Raw genomic sequence first — 16,352 nt, 5'->3', positions numbered from 1 at the left:
CGCTCGCCTGGACACCTGGAGGGGTGTCGTCGCGGATTTTTTTTCGATCCGTCGAAGTGCAACATTTCTGTCACACTAAAACCTTCGGACACGTTCTGGTGCTAGCTCGTCCATCACCGCTTCCGCTGCACGAGCGATCTGTGGCGCCTCCACGTGCCGCCTCGTCGTGCTTCAGCGCGCGATCAGCTCCCCGTCGGAGGTCCACCCAACCTGCGCGCCGGGCGCCGTGGAGCCCGGCTCCGGGAACCACAGCGTGATGCGGCCGCTCGTCGGCTCACGCTCCGCTTCGGGGAGCCCGAGATCGGGATCGCCCGGGTAGCTCCGCTGCTCGCCGTCCGCCAGCGTGACCGTCATCTGCCGGATGAGCGCGCCCTCCAGCTCGAACGTCACGCGGCGGCCATCCGCCAGGGTGACGCCGCTACGACCGATCGACGTCGGCGCGTTCGCCAGCCACGCTTCGCGCATCGCGACGCGCGGATCTCCGATGCGCTGGGCGTGCTCGCCGCAGGCCGGCGGCGCGTCCCCCAGGCGCGCGCACACGGCGTGGAAGAACGCGCTCGCCGCCTCATACTCGCGCACGAAGCGGTAGCGCGTGGCCAGGATCTCGTCGTCGAACACCGGGACGTTGGCGAGCGGCTCCGCGTCGATCTGATTCAGCGCGACCTGCACCGCGGCGATCCCATCGACGATGGCAACTCGGAGCACGTCCGCCGGCACCTCGTCCCGCAGGGTCCAGATCAGCTGCCGGAGCGACTGGCCTGTCTCGTGATCGGCGCGACCGAATCCCCAGAATGCCTCCGAGACGGACTGCTCGTAACCGTCCATCCTCCGGCGGCAGTCGACGGGCGTGCCCCCTTCGTCCAGCACCTTGCCATGGCAGGGATCGCCGTCGAACACGTGCGCGAGAATGTCGGCGATGGCCTCGTTCGCGGCGGTGCTGAGGCGCTCGCCGAGCGGACCGGACGCGAGCCAGAGGCCGTAGTGCAGCGCATGGCCCAGCTCGTGATTTACGACGTCCCTCTCCAGGTAAGGGTGTGCGCGCGTGGGCTGCGTGGCGTGTCCGAGCAGGGTGTAGGAGCAGTTCCTGCGCAGCGGCAGCTCGAACTCGCCGTTGTCGGTGCGAAACGAGAAGGTCCCATCGGGGCCCAGGAGCTGCTCGTGCTTCCGGCGCAGCGCCTGCGCAATGTCTGCCGGGCCGACGTCGGGGTTGTCCGCGTGCTCCTCCACGTCTTCGAGGAAGCTGCGATGCAACGGTGGCCGCTCGCACGTGAACGCATCGATCCGCTCGATCGCTGCCCGGTTCGAGGGCGCGCTCGCGACCTCCGCCTCCAGCGCGCGCAGATCGTCGAAGATGCGCTCGCCGTAGAGCTGCGGCAGGGCCTCCGTCGCGCTCGTCCCGCGCGGCGGAGAGATGAACAGCCGCGCTGGCGCATGCGGTACGCTCAGCCCTGCCTCCGCCCAGTACGCGAGGAACGCTCGCGCCGAGGGCAGCACGTCGGCCTCGAAGCGCTCGCGATCGGCCTCCGTGGCAAACACTCCGCGCGCGACGATCGGATCGACGAGGGGCGCCGACTGCAGCGTTGCCTCCTCGCGGTCTCGGAGATCGAGCCCAGCGCTCGTCGTCGGTTCCACGTCACACGCCGCGAGCAGCGGGGCAAAGGCGAGGAGAATGGATTTTTTCATGTTGGGGGTCTCCAGGAAAGAGGCGTCTTCAGTCGGGCCGGCACGTCATGCGCCGGCTCGTCTATGGCCCTGTTCCGCGTCGTCCCGTGTTCCTTTAAACTCCGAGGACGATTTCTCGCCCGCCGTGCAGAGCACAGCCGCCGGCCGATCGCCAACCACGGGCAGCGAGGCACGTGTGCCTATTCCGAGCATGACGCTGGTCGGCTCCACGCCCGCGTCCGCATCGGCGACAACGACCGCGAGAGCTTCCTGCTCCTGTGGTCTTGTGCCCTCCGGCGCGCTGTAATGAAGAATGGCGGGAGCCGAGCCCGCTGCGACCGCGCGGTGGGGATCGGCTCCCGTGGGCCGTGCCCATCACCGAGCTTGGCGCGCGCCTTCGTCCGCCTGGCCGCCGCCTGCGCGAGAGCCCGTCCGCTCCTCGGGGCGCTGCCGCGCCGACGGGTCGACACCCAAGGACCCGCCACGTGGCTCGTCCAGTGCCCCCTCCCCGCCGGCATGGGGAGAGGGTCCGCTGGGCATCGCCGCCTACGCGCGGCCAGCTACGGCAGCCTACCCGGTCTACGCGGGCGAAGGAAGCTGCCGCCGAAGGCGGCGTCGTTCAACCCGACGTTATGTCAACTGCCGGTCGTTGGCGGGAAATTCTTGACAGGTCGGAATGGCTTTGCGCGGGCTATTCTTTCGAAAGCACGCTGCTCCCGACCACGACCCACCCGTCCCCGCCTCGCTGAATCGGGATCATCGCGACACGTTCATTCGGAACGCCTAAGGGGGAGTGGCCCGTGGTTCGTCTTTTTTTTCGCGGTGCGAGAGCGGCCTGTTGTCGCGCCTCTCCAAAGGCGAGTAACCTCCTTCTGAGATAGCGAACACGACATGAGCACCTACGAACTTCTCCAATGGTTGGGGCTCGGGGCGGGCGCCCTCGTCCTGGTCGCGATCGTGGCGGGCGCGATCAAGCTCTCGCGCGCGACGGACGCGGTCTGGCCGAACTGTGCGACGAGGTACGGGCTGACCTTCGATCAGCAGAACGAGGGCAGCGCGCTCACGTCACAGCGCCGCGTCAAGTCCCTCACCGGCGTCGTGCAGAACGTGCCGCTCCGCGTCATGTCCACCTGGAGCATGGTGGGCAACACCAGAACCACCTCCACGGCCTTCTATGCGCGCTCGTTGTATCCGGCGCCGCATCGCTTCTCCCTCCAGATCACGCGCGGCGCGGGTGGCCCGCAGCACCACCTGGTGCCGACGGGCGACCCGAACTTCGATCGCATGATTTCGCTCAGGAGCGACTCGCCCGCCCTCTCTCGTGCGCTCATGAACTCGGCGGTGCAGGCAGCGCTGCTCAAGCTGCCCATGAATCAGATCGGGCTCTCTTACGACAACGGCGAGCTCTGTCTTTCCTACGGCGGTCAGCCGCTGAAGCCCGCCGAGCTCGAAGCCCCCATCGACGCCCTGGTCGCCCTGGGTCACTCGAGGCTCGCATGATGGCCTCACCCTCCGACCCGCGGCAGGCGTACCTCCGAGACCTCGGAGCGGCGCACGGCTTCACGATCGAAGAGCTCGAAATGAACCGGCAAGGGCGCCTTCATCCGGCGCAGGTCAAGCGCGGCAAGAGCTCCGGCATCGGCTGCGGGGTGTTCTTGCTCCTGCTCGGGTTACTCGTCGCCGCCGGGGGTGTCGGCGGTGCGCTCTACCTCCACGACGATTACTCGAAGCCGATTTCGGACACCGACATGAACGGGCTCTACGCGCTCGGCGGGGGCGGCGTCGTGCTGGGCGGGTTGCTCGGTATCGGCGCGCTGTTGATGTTCTGGAAGGTCAGCGCGAGGCGCAAGGCGTACGCCCAGAGCCCCGCGCTGGTCGCCCAGGGTCCGCTCCAAAAGGTGCACGTCGACGGCCGCGGCGGCATGCCGAGCCAATGGCGCTACGTGATCGGCGGAGTCGCCTTCGTCGTCTCGCAGAAAGCGTGGGAGCTCACGACGCACGGCGCCCACTACCGCGTGTATCACCTGGCGGGCGATCTGCTGAGCATCGAGCCGCTGTGAGAGCTCGGGGCGGCCTCTAGTGATCTCCTCGATGGTCGCGCAATTGACGTCGGTCCCGACCCGAGCTCTCAGTTACAGAAAACGGCGCTTGACACGTCGGGGAAAAAAGCCCGCCGCGCCCGAGGAAAGCGACGGTCCGTCGACGAATGGCGCGGGCCAGCGCGAGCGCGAGCCGGATGGCGCTCGACCTGATGCGGCGGCGGTCAGGGGTTGTGGTGATCCCAAGCCGCCCCGGGGTGGGGCGCTTGGGCGCGAACGGGCCCGTAGAGGAGGTAGATCGCGGTGTCTGAGCCGGAGGTTTCTACTTCAGCGACAGCCGCCTCTGCGGACGGAGGTGCTCGAAGAGGTCGGCCTCGTGCTGGCCCGCACGCCGGCGGGCCGCCGCAGGCGTGAGCGTGACCGCGAAGCGCCGTAGAAGGGGAGCATGCCGCGGAGACCGACGGGCTCGATCTACAGCGCCGCCGGACGGCTCTACGTGCGCGTCCGCATCGGCGACAACGACCGCGAGAGTTTCCCCTTGATCCGAAGCTGATCAAGAAGCAAGCCGGGGAGCGCAAGGAGCTCGTCGCCGATCTGGCCGCGCGGCTGCGCGCGTCGCGCAACGTCACGCGCGACGCTATCGTCGCGCTGCTGGAGCGCGCGGCGATACGCGAGCGTAGGGCACTCCGTGACGTCATCGAGGCGGTTGTAGAGGCGCCGCACAAGCGAAGGTCGTCCCCGGCGACAGCTCGGCACCGAAGCAGATCACCCTCCAGCAGTTCGGCGAGCTGTGGACCTCGGGCGAACTCGCGCGCATGTACCCCGACCACGTGAAGCCAAAGCGCAGCGTGGAGCAAGACGCCTACCGGCTCGACCGCCACGTGTACCTGATCGCCGGCCGCGTCCCTGTCGCGTCCTTCACGCGCGACGACGCCGAGCGTGTCATGCGCGCGCTCCCGCCGATGTCGCCCGCTTCTCGCCATCACATCGCGCAGCTCCTGCACCGGCTCATGGCCGTTGGCCGTCTTCCCTTGCCGTCTCCTCGCGACGAACCCGCTCCCTCGCGGCTTCCTCCCGAAGCTCGACCCCGCGAAGGCGAAGGCGTGCCTCTACCTCGACGAGGACGCGCGCCTGCTGGCGTGCACCGCGATCCCTCTGTGCTGGCGCGTCCTGTGGGGCTTCCTGAACCGCGACGGTCCGCGCATCGGCGAAGCGGTGCGCCTCCAGGTGCAGGACGTCGACTTGGAGCGCGGCGCGCTGCGCCTCGAGAAGAACAAGACGAACGACCCGCGCGCCTGGGCGCTCTCGCCCGGCGCGCCGCAGGCGCTTCGGGCATGGCTCGCGCTCCGCGACAACCCGGCGCCCTCCGCGCCACTGTTCGTCGACGAGGACGGCGATCTCTGCAGCGTCGAGCACGCGGCCGAGCGGTTCCGCGCCCACCTCCAGCTCGCCGGCATCGACCGCCCGGAGCTCTTCGAGGATTCCGAGGAGCGTCAGCAGGTCGGCGCCCACGACGCGCGTTCGACCTTCATCACAGTCGCGCCGGCGAACGGCCAGAGCGAGACCTGGGTCACCGACCGGACCGGGCACCGGAGCTTCGCCATGATCCAGAGGTATCGCCGGGCGGCCAGGACGTTTACAGAGCCGGGCCTTGGCGAGCTAGCTTCCCTCGCCGAGGCGCTCCCCGAACTCGGGGGCAGGGGAAGACCCACGGGAGAGGGCACGGAGGAGGGCGAGGGCGGGACGGTAAGACGAAAACTACTAGCAATATCAATCGCTTGGCCCCGTGGTGAAATGGCAGACGCGGTGGATTTAAAAGGCGCTCTGGGGCGAGGGAATGGGGGCGACGGGGCGAAATTGTTGGGGAAATCGGAGGGGGGTGGCGACGGATCGACGCGGTTGGATAGCGGGTGTGACGATTCGGAGGGGGCGTGTGGCGATTCGATCAGGGGGAGTGGGGCGGGGGGAGAGCGGGGCGGAGAGGGGGAGGGGGCGAGGGGGGCGTCGGTGAGGGCGATGCTGCTCGTGCAGCTCGGGGAGGGGCTGGCGGCGGCTGTTGCGGCAGGCGATGTCGAGACGGCGCGCGTGGCTCACGAGGCGATCGGGCGGCTGCTCGGAGGGCCGACGCCACCGCAGGGAGAGGCTGCGGCCGAAGTGCTCGACCTCGCCCGTGAGCGCGAGAGGAGGGGACGGTGAGATCCGGCGCCGCCACGCGCGGCCCTTCGAGACGCCGAGCAGGCGCATGCAGCCCTCCGCGTCCTCGCCGCGACGGTGCCGCGGCTTGCGGGGGCGTGGACACCTGCGGGACCTACTGCGCTGGCGACAAGGCGCGGACGCCCGGGCTGGCGATGCACGAGGATAACCGGACGCTGCTCCTAGCCGCGTGATACCTGTACGGGCGCGAGCGGTAGGGGTCCTGGTGACAGCGTCGCGCTACATGGCACCCCAGCAGACCGCGCGGCCGTGGCGTCGAGACCGATGCCAGCGAGCTCGGGAATGTCGATGTCCTTCTGTGTGAGCGCGGAGCGGCCGTTGGTCCTCCCCCGGTTCCGCGGACAGTCTCACTATGCCGCGCGCGCGGTCACGTAGGTCTTCAATTCGAACTCGATCGGGCTCATGTAGGCGAGCCGTGAGTGCCGTCGTTTCAGGTTGTAGAAGTTCTCGATGTAGTCTCCGATCGATGCGATGGCGGCCGCTCGCGTCGGGTAGCGCTCGTGCTCGACCAGCTCCGCCTTCAGCGTCGCGAAGAAGCTCTCGGCCACGGCGTTGTCCCAGCAGTCGCCGGCGCGGCTCATGCTCGGGATGAGCCCGTGGGTCCCGAGCACGAGCCGGTAGTCGTCGCTGGCGTAGGGGCTGCCACGATCCGAGTGGTGCACCAGCCCAGGCGCCGGCCGCCGCGTTCCCAAGGCGAACGCGAGCGCGGTGAGCGCCAGGGCGCGATCGTTGAACGCGCTCGCGGCCCAGCCGACCACGCGGCGCGAGAACAGGTCCAGGATCACGGCCAAGTACAGCCAGCCCTCGCCGGTGGGAATGTACGTCACGTCCGTCACCCAGACCTGGTTGGGCGCTCGAGCATCGAATTGCCGCTCGATCACATTCGGGGCGATCGGGCCGTTGTGCCGCGAGTTGGTGGTGCGGCGGAAGCGCCGCTTCCTCCGAGCCGCGAGTCGTTGAGCTCGCATCAGCCGCTCGACCCGTTTCTTGCCGACACGCATGCCGCGAGCACGAAGTTCCGCGTGGATGCGCGGACTGCCGTAGCGGCCACGGCTCTTGTGGTGCACGGCCCTGATCTGTGCGCTCAGTTGAGCGTCGGACTTGGCCCGCGCGGACTCCGAGCGCTTGGCCCACCCGTAGTAGCCGCTGCGCGAGACGAGCAGCACCGCGCACAGTACCAGCACCGGGTAGTGCGCCTTCTCCGCGTCGATGAACTCGAACCTCACTCGTTTTCCTTCGCGAAGAAGGCCGCCGCTTTTTTTAAGATCTCGCGCTCCATCTCCAGCCGCTTCACGTCGCGGCGCAGCCGCTGCAGTTCCTCACGCTCCGGCGTCGTCAGCGCCCCCGGCGGGCCGTGGCCCGCGTCGGTGTCCGCGCGCTTGATCCAGTCGCGCAGCGCCGTCTCGGTCAGGTCGAGGTCCTTCGCCACCTGGCCGATGCTCCGGTCGCTCGCCTTCGCCAGCCGTACCGCCTCCGCCTTGAACTCGGGCGTGAACGCCCTCCTCTTTCTCCGTCCCATCCCTGCCTCCTGGTGCCGTCGGGGGTGTCGACGGAAGCGGGGGAGGACCACGTGTCGACTCGTGCCACGCAACTGGCGTGTGAGCTCGTCGCGTGCGCCGACGCTGAGGCCTTCGCCCACGGGCTCATGCCTCGGCCATGCGATGAGCCGGCGGCGGTGCCGGCCCTCCTCTACGGCGCGCGCGGCTCGCCGCCGCGCTCCTCCGCCGCCCCGGCGGGCTCGGTCGCCCACGTGAAGCCCAGCTCCTCTGCCGCCGGACCGAGCGTGATGCGGATCGGCATGCCGCGCTCGCGCGCGACCTCCCTGGCGCGCGCCACGAGCGTGGCGGCGGCGTCCGGCGGATACGCGCCCGCGGCGGCGGAGCCCGCGAAGTGCACGGTCAGCATGAAGTGCGTCGCCTCCACCTCGTCCTTTCCGAAGCAGTCGACGAGCAAGCGCTGCACGGCTTCCATCTTGGTCGAATCGTCGTTCCAGAGCACGACTTCAACCCTCTCTCCTGCGGGGCCGCTGCGCTTCGGGGAGCGGGGCGGCTCGCGGCTCGCTTGGTCGAGGTCGCGACACGCACTCGTGAGCAACGCGCTAGCGAAGCAGCAGTCCCCCGCCGACTGTGCCGCGACCACCAGATCGATCGGCGACGGGGCCCGCCACGCCGCCGCCCTCGCCCTGGCGCGCTCCACGATCGCAGTCGTCGCCGGCGAGAGCGCGATCCCGGCGCTGTCCGCGGGCGTCTCGCTTGGCGCCGGGAGGTGTTGATCCAGCTCGCGCCGCAGGGACGCGGCGCTCGCGCCGGCCGACTCGACCAGCGCTGCCACCCGGCGATCACAGAGGGCGGCGAGCACGACATGCTCCGGGAGCACGACCCGCTGCCCGCGCCGAACGGCGTCGGAGCCGGCCGTGCACATGACCACGGTGGTATCCAGGCGAGCGCCGCGCGGAAGCGCGCGTGAGCGCCGCTTCCGCCGGCGTTGGAGGATGGCGAGCCCGGTCGCCAGGACGAGGATCAGGAGCCCCACGAGGAGGGTGCGCATGCGCCCTGCCCATCCTACCCCGTGAGCAGGGTTGCCTCCAGTGCGCGTCGTCGGGGGGTGGGTCCGCGATCAGTCACACGGCCCGAGGTCGGCCCACTCGGCCGAGCACCAGGAGGTCGGGTCGCTGGGCGGGTGGTTGGCGGACAGCCGGAATACGCCGGGACACAGAACCGACTGTGGAGGCAGGTGCGGCGCTGCCTCCTTGATCCATGCGACCTTATTCGCGTATCCGGCTGTTTTACCCGTCAACCGAAGTAGCCTCTCGACGAGGCATTCATCGTCTGAACAACCGGCAGCCCTATCCAGGCGCTTGCTCCACCGGTAACGAGAACCCCACGACTTTTGCCAGTCGTGGCTGCGACGGCGTCAGCCCGATCGCGTACAGTTGCGGCCGTGTCTGCGTACGAACCGAGGAAATACATCCCCGATGGGAGGTGGTAGTGCTTGCCGTCCGAACCGGCAACAGTTCTACTGAACCCAGCCGCCTCCATCGCGGAGTGTAGCGTATCGTAGTCGTCCGGGGTAGCGGAGTGCAGCTCGATGCGAATCATGAAGTATGTCACGTCATCTCCTGTGTGCTCAGCAGTCCTGAAGGTCAGCCAAGTTGTTTCGTGTCGTGGAATCCCAGTCCGTCCGCAGGTACTTGCCCGTGGGCCCGTTCACGACCCGGACCTCGGTCCGGCGCCCGTCGGTCCAGGAGACGAAGTACGTGTGAGCTCCTGATTCGATGTCGCGGATGGCGTCGCTCTTCGCCCGTGGCGACCAAATCGCTCCGGGGTTGCAGAGCCTGGTAATGTCGCCATACATGTCCTTGCCCGTCCTCGTAACCTGTCGATCTGCCATGGGATCTCTCCTTGATGTCAACCCATTTCTCGAAATTATTGAGATTGGTGCTTCTTGTGCTTTGTAGGTCTGCTATGTAGAGAATGACCTCCAGTTTGACTTTGCGCTTTGTTGGCTCTCGTTTTAGTGGCTGGGATGCTGCCTCGGTTTGCGTGTAACTCTGACGCTACGGGTCACGAGAGAAGAACGAGTCGATTTGCCGTCGTATAACTCCGAAATGCGGATCATTTGCGATATTCATTGAACGTCGCCTCGCAGATGACGCTCTCCGGCCTGGATCGGCAGGTGATGAGCTCCGAATCTCAACGGCACCTGCGGAGCACATCCACCACCCGATCGACATGGATCCCTTCGTTGCGGAAGAAGCGGTCCTTGGTTCCTGGCTCGAGGAGCCATCCGCCGCTGTGATGCAGCGCGACGAGCTCCCAATTCTTGTTGAAGACGGGCGAGCCGGATGAGCCGGGCAGGGTGTCCGTTAGGTACTGAACGCGGCCCTCGCCCACGTACACAACCAGGTTGTGGAAGAACGAGAGCTGCTTTTGATCGCCGCCGGGGTGCTGGATGATGTTGACCCGTTCACCGAGTTCGACCCGGGCCGACTGGAGAGCGATCGTCCCCCAGCGTGCGGAGGGCTCGCCCGCAACCTTGACGATCGTGCAGTCGTCGTCGCTGGAGGTAACGAAGAAGGCGTCCGGGGCAAAGCACAGCTCCTCCGGTTCCGCGTCGCGGCCCTCGACCGTCTTCTGGTAGTTGAACTGGGCGGTTGCGCCGGCAGCAGCGTCTCGGTCACTGAGAACGTGGTGATTGGTGACCAGGAGGTCACCGGGGATAAGAAAGCCAGTTCCTCGCGAGCCGTCGGAGACCTGGATGCGCGCGACCGCCTGAGCGCGGCGAATGCCGATCTCGAGGTAGCTCACGGGGACGAGCGAGCTCTGCGTGCCGAGGATCTTCTCAAGCGGCGGACCGCCGCTGCCCCGCCATGGGAGCGAGGTGATGCTCGGCCCCTCGGCGTAGCGTACCGCGGCGCCGTCGCGCAAGCGCCTGAGGATCTCGTCCTCGGGGTACTCCTCGATGGCGCGGTCGAGCACCGCGTAGACCCACCGCGCGCCCCGCTTCTGCGCCTCGTCGAGGACGCTGTGCCAGGTGAGGTCCGCTCGGTTGTGGAAGGCGATGCGAGTCGCGTCGAGCTTGATGTCAGAGAGGAACCGGCGCACCTCGGCGTCAGACGGGTATTTCCACGAAAGAGCCTCTCGCAAGGTGCGTATCGCTTCGGGGGAAAGAGCCTGGTTCATGATCTCCTCGTTCTCCGGTGGAACACGCCGGCGTTGTCGCCGCGTGCAGACCGCGACGCGCGTCTCTCAGCGAGCGAGCTTCTGTGCGAGCTCTAGGAGATCGTCGTCGTCGGTATATTCTGTCAGCGCGCAACGTACGATATCTGCGAGACGATGCTGCTTTCTTACCTCCTCGAGGATGGCGTCCCAGATGTCGATGATGCTCCCGGAGATCTTGACCAGCTGCAGGCTGATTCCCGCCTCCCTGGCGATGCGCCGCGCGGTGTGCTCGGTGTCATAGAGCAGCGCGAGCCTTTTTCGGAGGCGGAATCTGTCGCTGTCGGACAGCGTGGGTCGCCGCCTCGCGTTCGTCTTGGCGCGGGGGTCGACACCGGCCAAGCCGTCGACGATCATCCAGAGATTGCCTTCTTCGTCGCCGGCGCAGAGCAACCCGGAGCACGCTGCGACGCACCGGAACCACGAGGTCCCGACCAGGGTTCCCAGAGGTCGCCCCGTGTCCAGGCTGAAGGCCCGCACCGTCTCGTCCTCGGATGCCGTGAACACGCGCGCGCCGTCGGGCGAGACGGCGCAGCCGAACACGCGCCGGGTGTGACCGGGGATCTGGCGGACATACCCAAAGCTCGGCAGCTCGCGCACCTCGATCTGGCCGTCGGCGCGGGCGAGCACCGCGCGCCTGCCGTCCGGCGTTATCGCTCCGGCGAGGAGCCCGCCCGTGAGGCGGACAGACGAGGGGGCACGTGAGGCGTCGGCGAGGTGCCAGAGCTTCACCGCGCCGTCTCGAGAGAACGACATCAGCCGCTTCCCGTCGGGCGTCAGCGCGATACCGCTGATCTGCCCGTCGTGCGCGCCTATCTGCGCGGGCTGGTCGAGCGTCGCCTCGGAGCGGATCCAGATCGCGCCGTCGCGGGAGGCGGTGATCATCCGTCCGTCCGGCAGGAATGCACAGCCACTCACCAGCTTCTGGTGCGGTTTGGCGGTCTCCACGCGCACCTCGGCGCGCTCGAGATCCAGGTGGAATAGCAGCACGCCGCCGTCCCGCGCGCCGGCGAGCACGCGGCGCCCATCGGGAGAGATAGCGCAGGCAGTCACCAGGTCGGCGTGCCCCGTCAGCGTGGCGCGGCACACGCCGGTCGCGGTGTCCCAGAGCTTGAGCAGCCGGTCCTCCGATGCCGAGACCGCGAGCCGGCCATCGAGGGTCACCGCGGCCGCGGTGACCGGCGCGGCGTGCCCGTCCTGGGCCATGAGGCTCTCCGGACCTCCGAGCTCCCACAGCCTGGCCGAGCGATCATGCGACGCGGAGAGCATCCTGCGGCCATCCGACGTCGCGGCGCACGCGGACACCGCATTCGCGTGCGCCGCGAGGCGCAGGATGCGTCGCTCGGCGGCGAGATCCCAGACGGCGATCGCGCCGTCTGCCATCCCGCAGAGCAGGTGGCCACCCCATGGGAGGATCGCGAGCGCGTCCACGCGGCCCTGTCCCGCACCGACGCGCTGGAGGCATTGGCCGACGGCGAGATCCCAGCGCGAGAGCGTGCCGTCCCCGCTTGCGGCGAGCACCTGCTCGCCGCCCGGCATGAGGGCAAGCGCGGTGATCCAACCCTGCTCCGAGGCTGCCGGCGAGGGCGAGCGCTCCGCACCCGTCGAGGAGAGCTCAAACAGGCACTCTCGGGACGCGAGATCCCAGATGCGCACCGAGGCGTCTCGCGAGCCGGAGATGAGCTGACCCGCGGGGGTTGTGATGCACACCGTCACGTAATCGCTGTGACCCTCTAGCGTGCCGATGATCTGGAGCGAGCCTCTGTCCCAGAGCGTAACGGCGCCGTTGTCCGAGCCGACCACGAGCGTCCGGCCGTCGTGGCTGATCGCGCAGGCGGTGGCCCAGCGACCGCAGTTGTCGAGCACGCCGATGCAGTGGCCTGTCGCGAGGTCCCAGAGCCGCGCCGTCGTGTCGACGGACGTCGACAGCGCGAGCTTGCCGTCCGGCGTGAGCGCGCAGCCCGTGAGCTCGTCGCTATGTCCTTGCATCTTCGCGAGCACCTCGCCGGAGACGAGCGCCCAGTAGCGCAGCACGCGATCGGCCGAGGCCGACAGGGCGCAGCGGCCGTCCGGGCTCACGACGCAAGCGACAATCGCCTTCGTCGGCTCGCAGAACGTGCGCAGCGGCGTCGGTCCGAGGCGCACCCCGTGCAAAAGGCGCAGCGGGGGCAGGTTCTCCCCGAAGTGGAGCATGCGCGCGATCTCCTCGGAGGGCCATCCGGCGCAGCGCAGGCGGTTGTAGAGCAGCGAGGGAAGCAGCCCCTGATCGCGGTAGGCGGACAACCGGGTCGCCTCCGCGCGCACCGCGGCGAGCACGGCTGTGAGATCGAAGGTCGCGCTGCCTTCCGAGGCGCCGATGACCGCCTCCAGATCCCGCTCGATGGAGGTGACGTCAAGCTCGCGGCACTTCGCGTCCAGATAGCCGACATCGACGCACAGGTGCTGCGCCCCGTCCACGTCGCCCGCCTCGATTCGGTGCATCACCGCATGCCGGAGGGCGTAGCGCCGTCCGGCCGGATCTCCCTCGTCGGGCGGCCACGCCGCGAGCCGTCCGAGCAGGTGTAGGTGATGATTACGAATCACCCGTTCTCCGAGCTCGTTGACGAAGACCTCGCGTACGTGCTCGTGACGCAGCCGATAGCCGAACTGGCTGTTGTCGTGCCAGTGCGCCGGCTCCTTGCGCAGCAGGTGGAACGTAGCGCGCAGGAACTCGTCGCCGGCGGCGGTCATCGCATCGCTGCCGAGCAGCTCACCGAAGACGTGCGGCGGGAGCGCCTCGCGCGCGGCGCAGGCAAGGCCCAGGCCCTTGAGGATCAGCCCGCGTCGCGCTTCGTCCAGGTCGCGGAGCTCGTCGAAGATCTGGCGGAGAAAGGGGGTGAGCCCCTGCGAGATGCGCGCGGCTGTGCGTTGCGCCGGCGGCTGGCCTGCGAGCCAGTCGCAGATCCCGCTCGCGTACAGCATGTTCCCTCGCGCGCTGCGCACGATCACGTCGATGAGCGAGGCGTCGAACGGCGCGGGGAGCGAGCGCGAGCGCTGCTCGCAGATGGCGCGGCATGCGGCCTCGTTGGAGGGCGCCCACTCCTCGTCGTCGAGGTCGAGCGTGCGCGCGTGTTCGACGACGCCGGGCCACTCGTGCCTTCGATACATCGGCCGCGAGGCGCCGAGGAGCACGACACCCTTCGGCGGCACGCGCGGCAAGAAGGGCGGCAAGAGGCTCTTGCCGTTTCGGTCCTTCGCCGCCTCGTCGAGCCCGTCGATGACGACGACGAGCTTGTCCCCGCGAGGCACGAGGTGGCGCTTCGAGACGCGCCGCAAGAGCTCGCCGAGCCTGGCCTCCACGGGCTGCTCGGCATCCGTCAGCTCCGGGTGGATCCGCTCGACCTGCGCGCAGAGGTTGTGCGCCACCGCGTCGGGTCGATCCCAGTCGTCGTGATCACGACGGATGAAATGGTGCGGCGTGTGCGGTGGCAACAGGTCCAGGAGGCGACTGATGATGGCGCTCTTGCCGGCGCCGGCGCTCCCCAGGAAGAGCACCCACCCGCCACGCGGCGCGCTGTCCTCGATCAGCCAGAGAAGCCTCTCGACCACGTTGTCGCGCCCGAGCAGCTCGCCATGCCTGGATCGTTCTTCTTCGAAATCGTTGATTGCGCCGCCCACTGTGTCACTCCTCGCGCCGATCGACACCGATGAATCCAACGATATAACTGTGCACCTCGCGCTCGCCCGCACCGGCTCAGCGGGCGGCATCGCGCGGCCGGCGCCTCGCGAGCTTCAGGATCTCGCTCTCTGGCACCTGCTCGGCGTGGAGCAGCGGAACATCCCTCTTGAAGGCGGTCACCCGTCCGTCCTGGAGCAGATGAAACTCGCCTGCTTCCTGGCCGGGGATGCGGGCGCTGACGTCGACCCGAGCGTCGCTTAAGAGGGGCTTCATCTTGTCGAGCGCCGTCTGCTGGGTCACCCGACCAACGAACCAGCTCCGGAGGTTGTCACGACATCTGTAGTCGAGGTCGCCCGGGCTCTGGGTCGCGAGCAGGACGCCTAGAGCGCCGAACATGTTGAAAACCATCTAATTCCAATGGTTTACGCCGCCTCCTGCATCAGCCGCTGGGCCGCTTCGAGGTTTTGGATCGCCGCTGCGCGGCGGAGGTCGAACAGGTTTCTCCTGGCGCCGATGTAGCGCGCGCTGTGTCCTTTCCGCGCTGCGATGTGGGCGAGCGCATGCTCCACAGCTGTCCGCTGCCGGAGCACCTCGCGCCCCGGCCCGGTCTGCTGCAGCTTCCGGAACTTGCGCTGCAGGGCTTCGTCCTTGGCGATCGATACCGTCCGACCTCGTCCGGAAGCGGCCTGGGTGCACTTAGCTCGCAGAGGGCACGCGCCGCACTCCTCAGGATCAAACTCGACCGTGTCGCCCGGTTCGAATACCTCGACCTGTCCTGCCGGACACGTGATCGTCTTGGCGCGCAGGTCGATCTTGAAGTCGCGCTTGCTGAACAAACCGGGGCTGCGAGCCCGCTGGCCCCAAGGTTTCGAGAACACCTGGCCGCCCGCGCGGAGCACGTCGTCAACGACCGGGCTGTTCACGTAGGCGCGATCGATGTGAAGCTCGACCAGACGTAGCCCCTGATGCTGGACGTCCTCGGCGAGCGGCGCGGCGCCCTCTTCTTCAGGCCGATTCGCTGGTGTGACGGCGCAGGCGACGATGACGGGAAGGTCAAGGTCGCGTGCGATGTGTTCCTTGTAGCCGTCGAACCGCTTCGAGCGGCTTTTGCGGCCGTGGCGCATCTCGACATCCTCAATGGAGACACGGCGGTCGGGCGCAACGCCTTGCCGGATGCGAATCGTGCCATCCTCGGCTGTTTCCAGGTCCTGGTTTCGAACCTGTGTGAGCGCATCAAGATAGGTGCGAAGTGGCTGCTCGACGACGTCGTCCAGATGCCGGTCCACCCACTGCTGCAGCGACGAGACCTGCCGCTCCAGGATCTGGACCGCCGCCGCTTTCTGCTTCGGGTCGCTCCAGTCGAGGTCGAGCCCGGCCTTGATGCTGGGCGCCAGAAGCAGCGGGATGCCCGCCTTGCGGCAGATCTCCTCGGCAGGACGCCCGGTGATCTTCGACACGACGCCGACGATGCTGCGCGCAGCATGGCCGAGCAGGTTGATCGTGTCCTCAACCCGCCCGGCCCCCGCTAAAGGGCGGCTGTCGATGGCCACGCGCAGCGCTTTGGACACCGCACGCCTCTCGCCCTCCGTCATCGCGCCGGACCGAACGAGCGCCACGGTCCGCTCCAGCAGCACTCGGTCCATCTCGTGCGCTACCATCCGCTCCCGGAACGCCTGCAGCGCGCCCTGCGAGAACGGAGGCGTGGCCGCACCCAGACAGCCGAGCACCATCTGCCAGCGCAGGTCGACGACGGACAGCTCCACCGCCTCGGCATCGGATGCGCCGACGTAGCCCTGGAGCAGCGTGACCATGCACATCAGCGCCGGCGGATGCGGCGGCTCGCCTGCCCCCGTCATCCGGTACATGCCCTCCAGCTGCTCCTGGAACGTCTCATCAAACAGCTCGTGCCGGTGCAGCCTGAGAAAGCCGAACAGGGCTCTCACGCGTGTCAGCCGCTTCATCAGCGACTGCTCCTGCCGCGACAGCTCCACCGGCGGCGACCATCGTTCCATCCGTGAACCTCCGGCCGCGGACGAGATCATGGCCCGGCGAGACGGTCGA

At 68.2% G+C, this 16,352-nt stretch carries 11 protein-coding genes; 3 read left to right on the top strand and 8 right to left on the bottom strand.

The window, feature by feature from the left end; genetic code table 11:
- Positions 1-171: 171 nt before the first annotated feature.
- Positions 172-1,683: a hypothetical protein gene (locus NQZ70_RS37720; protein ID WP_129578546.1), complete on the bottom strand. Its 1,512-nt coding sequence runs from the start codon at positions 1,681-1,683 to the stop codon at positions 172-174.
- An 870-nt stretch (positions 1,684-2,553) separates the two neighbouring features.
- On the opposite strand from NQZ70_RS37720, the gene NQZ70_RS37715 reads away from it, so the two are divergent.
- From NQZ70_RS37715 to NQZ70_RS37705, 3 genes are all read left to right on the top strand, one after another.
- Positions 2,554-3,162, top strand: a complete 609-nt coding sequence (locus NQZ70_RS37715) for a hypothetical protein (RefSeq protein WP_129578545.1) — start codon at positions 2,554-2,556, stop codon at positions 3,160-3,162.
- Positions 3,162-3,722 carry a hypothetical protein gene (locus tag NQZ70_RS37710; RefSeq protein ID WP_129578544.1) on the top strand — a complete coding sequence of 187 codons (561 nt, stop codon included), beginning with the start codon at positions 3,162-3,164 and terminating at the stop codon, positions 3,720-3,722. Before NQZ70_RS37715 ends, NQZ70_RS37710 begins: the two co-directional genes overlap by 1 nt.
- 996 nt (positions 3,723-4,718) lie before the next feature.
- A complete protein-coding gene (locus NQZ70_RS37705; RefSeq protein ID WP_272826409.1) occupies positions 4,719-5,897 on the top strand; it encodes a tyrosine-type recombinase/integrase in 1,179 nt (392 codons plus the stop codon).
- 368 nt (positions 5,898-6,265) lie between these two features.
- Here NQZ70_RS37705 and NQZ70_RS37700 read toward each other — a convergent pair.
- The 7 genes from NQZ70_RS37700 to NQZ70_RS37675 all read right to left on the bottom strand — a co-directional run bounded on the left by NQZ70_RS37700 (position 6,266) and on the right by NQZ70_RS37675 (position 16,303).
- Positions 6,266-7,434 (bottom strand): IS3 family transposase gene (locus tag NQZ70_RS37700; RefSeq protein WP_129572590.1). Its coding sequence is split into 2 segments (ribosomal slippage): positions 6,266-7,182 and positions 7,182-7,434, totalling 1,170 coding nucleotides; the frame shifts between segments, so codons are not numbered across the junction.
- A gap of 170 nt (positions 7,435-7,604) precedes the next feature.
- A complete protein-coding gene (locus NQZ70_RS37695; protein ID WP_129578541.1) occupies positions 7,605-8,462 on the bottom strand; it encodes an ATP-dependent Clp protease adaptor ClpS in 858 nt (285 codons plus the stop codon).
- Between the two features lie 579 nt (positions 8,463-9,041).
- Positions 9,042-9,269, bottom strand: coding sequence for a DUF3892 domain-containing protein (locus NQZ70_RS53555; RefSeq protein WP_408022447.1), 228 nt, complete (start codon positions 9,267-9,269; stop codon positions 9,042-9,044).
- A gap of 338 nt (positions 9,270-9,607) precedes the next feature.
- Entirely contained in the window at positions 9,608-10,597 is a 990-nt protein-coding gene (locus tag NQZ70_RS37690; RefSeq protein WP_129578538.1) for a trypsin-like peptidase domain-containing protein, read from the bottom strand.
- A gap of 66 nt (positions 10,598-10,663) precedes the next feature.
- The gene (locus tag NQZ70_RS37685; protein ID WP_165374372.1) at positions 10,664-14,317 is read right to left on the bottom strand and encodes an AAA family ATPase; all 3,654 of its coding nucleotides are present in this window, start codon (positions 14,315-14,317) and stop codon (positions 10,664-10,666) included.
- A gap of 49 nt (positions 14,318-14,366) precedes the next feature.
- Positions 14,367-14,699 (bottom strand): hypothetical protein, encoded by a 333-nt coding sequence (locus NQZ70_RS37680; protein ID WP_129578536.1) that lies wholly within the window; start codon positions 14,697-14,699, stop codon positions 14,367-14,369.
- Positions 14,700-14,713: 14 nt separating this feature from the next.
- Positions 14,714-16,303: an IS1182 family transposase gene (locus NQZ70_RS37675; RefSeq protein WP_129572542.1), complete on the bottom strand. Its 1,590-nt coding sequence runs from the start codon at positions 16,301-16,303 to the stop codon at positions 14,714-14,716.
- Between the last annotated feature and the right edge of the window lie 49 nt (positions 16,304-16,352).

It is taken from the genome of Sorangium sp. So ce836 (assembly GCF_028553905.1).
Taxonomy (GTDB): Bacteria; Myxococcota_A; Polyangia; order Polyangiales; family Polyangiaceae; genus Sorangium; species Sorangium cellulosum_D.
Note: the sequence above shows the minus strand (reverse complement) of the source record. Positions and strands in the feature narration are given on the sequence as shown.

Excerpts from the sequence above, each read along its gene's own strand:
- NQZ70_RS37720 (WP_129578546.1), bottom strand. The coding sequence starts at position 1,683 with ATGAAAAAATCCATTCTCCTCGCCTTTGCCCCGCTGCTCGCGGCGTGT.
- NQZ70_RS37715 (WP_129578545.1), top strand. The coding sequence starts at position 2,554 with ATGAGCACCTACGAACTTCTCCAATGGTTGGGGCTCGGGGCGGGCGCC.
- NQZ70_RS37710 (WP_129578544.1), top strand. The coding sequence starts at position 3,162 with ATGGCCTCACCCTCCGACCCGCGGCAGGCGTACCTCCGAGACCTCGGA.
- NQZ70_RS37695 (WP_129578541.1), bottom strand. The coding sequence starts at position 8,462 with ATGCGCACCCTCCTCGTGGGGCTCCTGATCCTCGTCCTGGCGACCGGG.
- NQZ70_RS53555 (WP_408022447.1), bottom strand. The coding sequence starts at position 9,269 with ATGTATGGCGACATTACCAGGCTCTGCAACCCCGGAGCGATTTGGTCG.
- NQZ70_RS37690 (WP_129578538.1), bottom strand. The coding sequence starts at position 10,597 with ATGAACCAGGCTCTTTCCCCCGAAGCGATACGCACCTTGCGAGAGGCT.
- NQZ70_RS37680 (WP_129578536.1), bottom strand. The coding sequence starts at position 14,699 with ATGGTTTTCAACATGTTCGGCGCTCTAGGCGTCCTGCTCGCGACCCAG.
- NQZ70_RS37675 (WP_129572542.1), bottom strand. The coding sequence starts at position 16,303 with ATGGAACGATGGTCGCCGCCGGTGGAGCTGTCGCGGCAGGAGCAGTCG.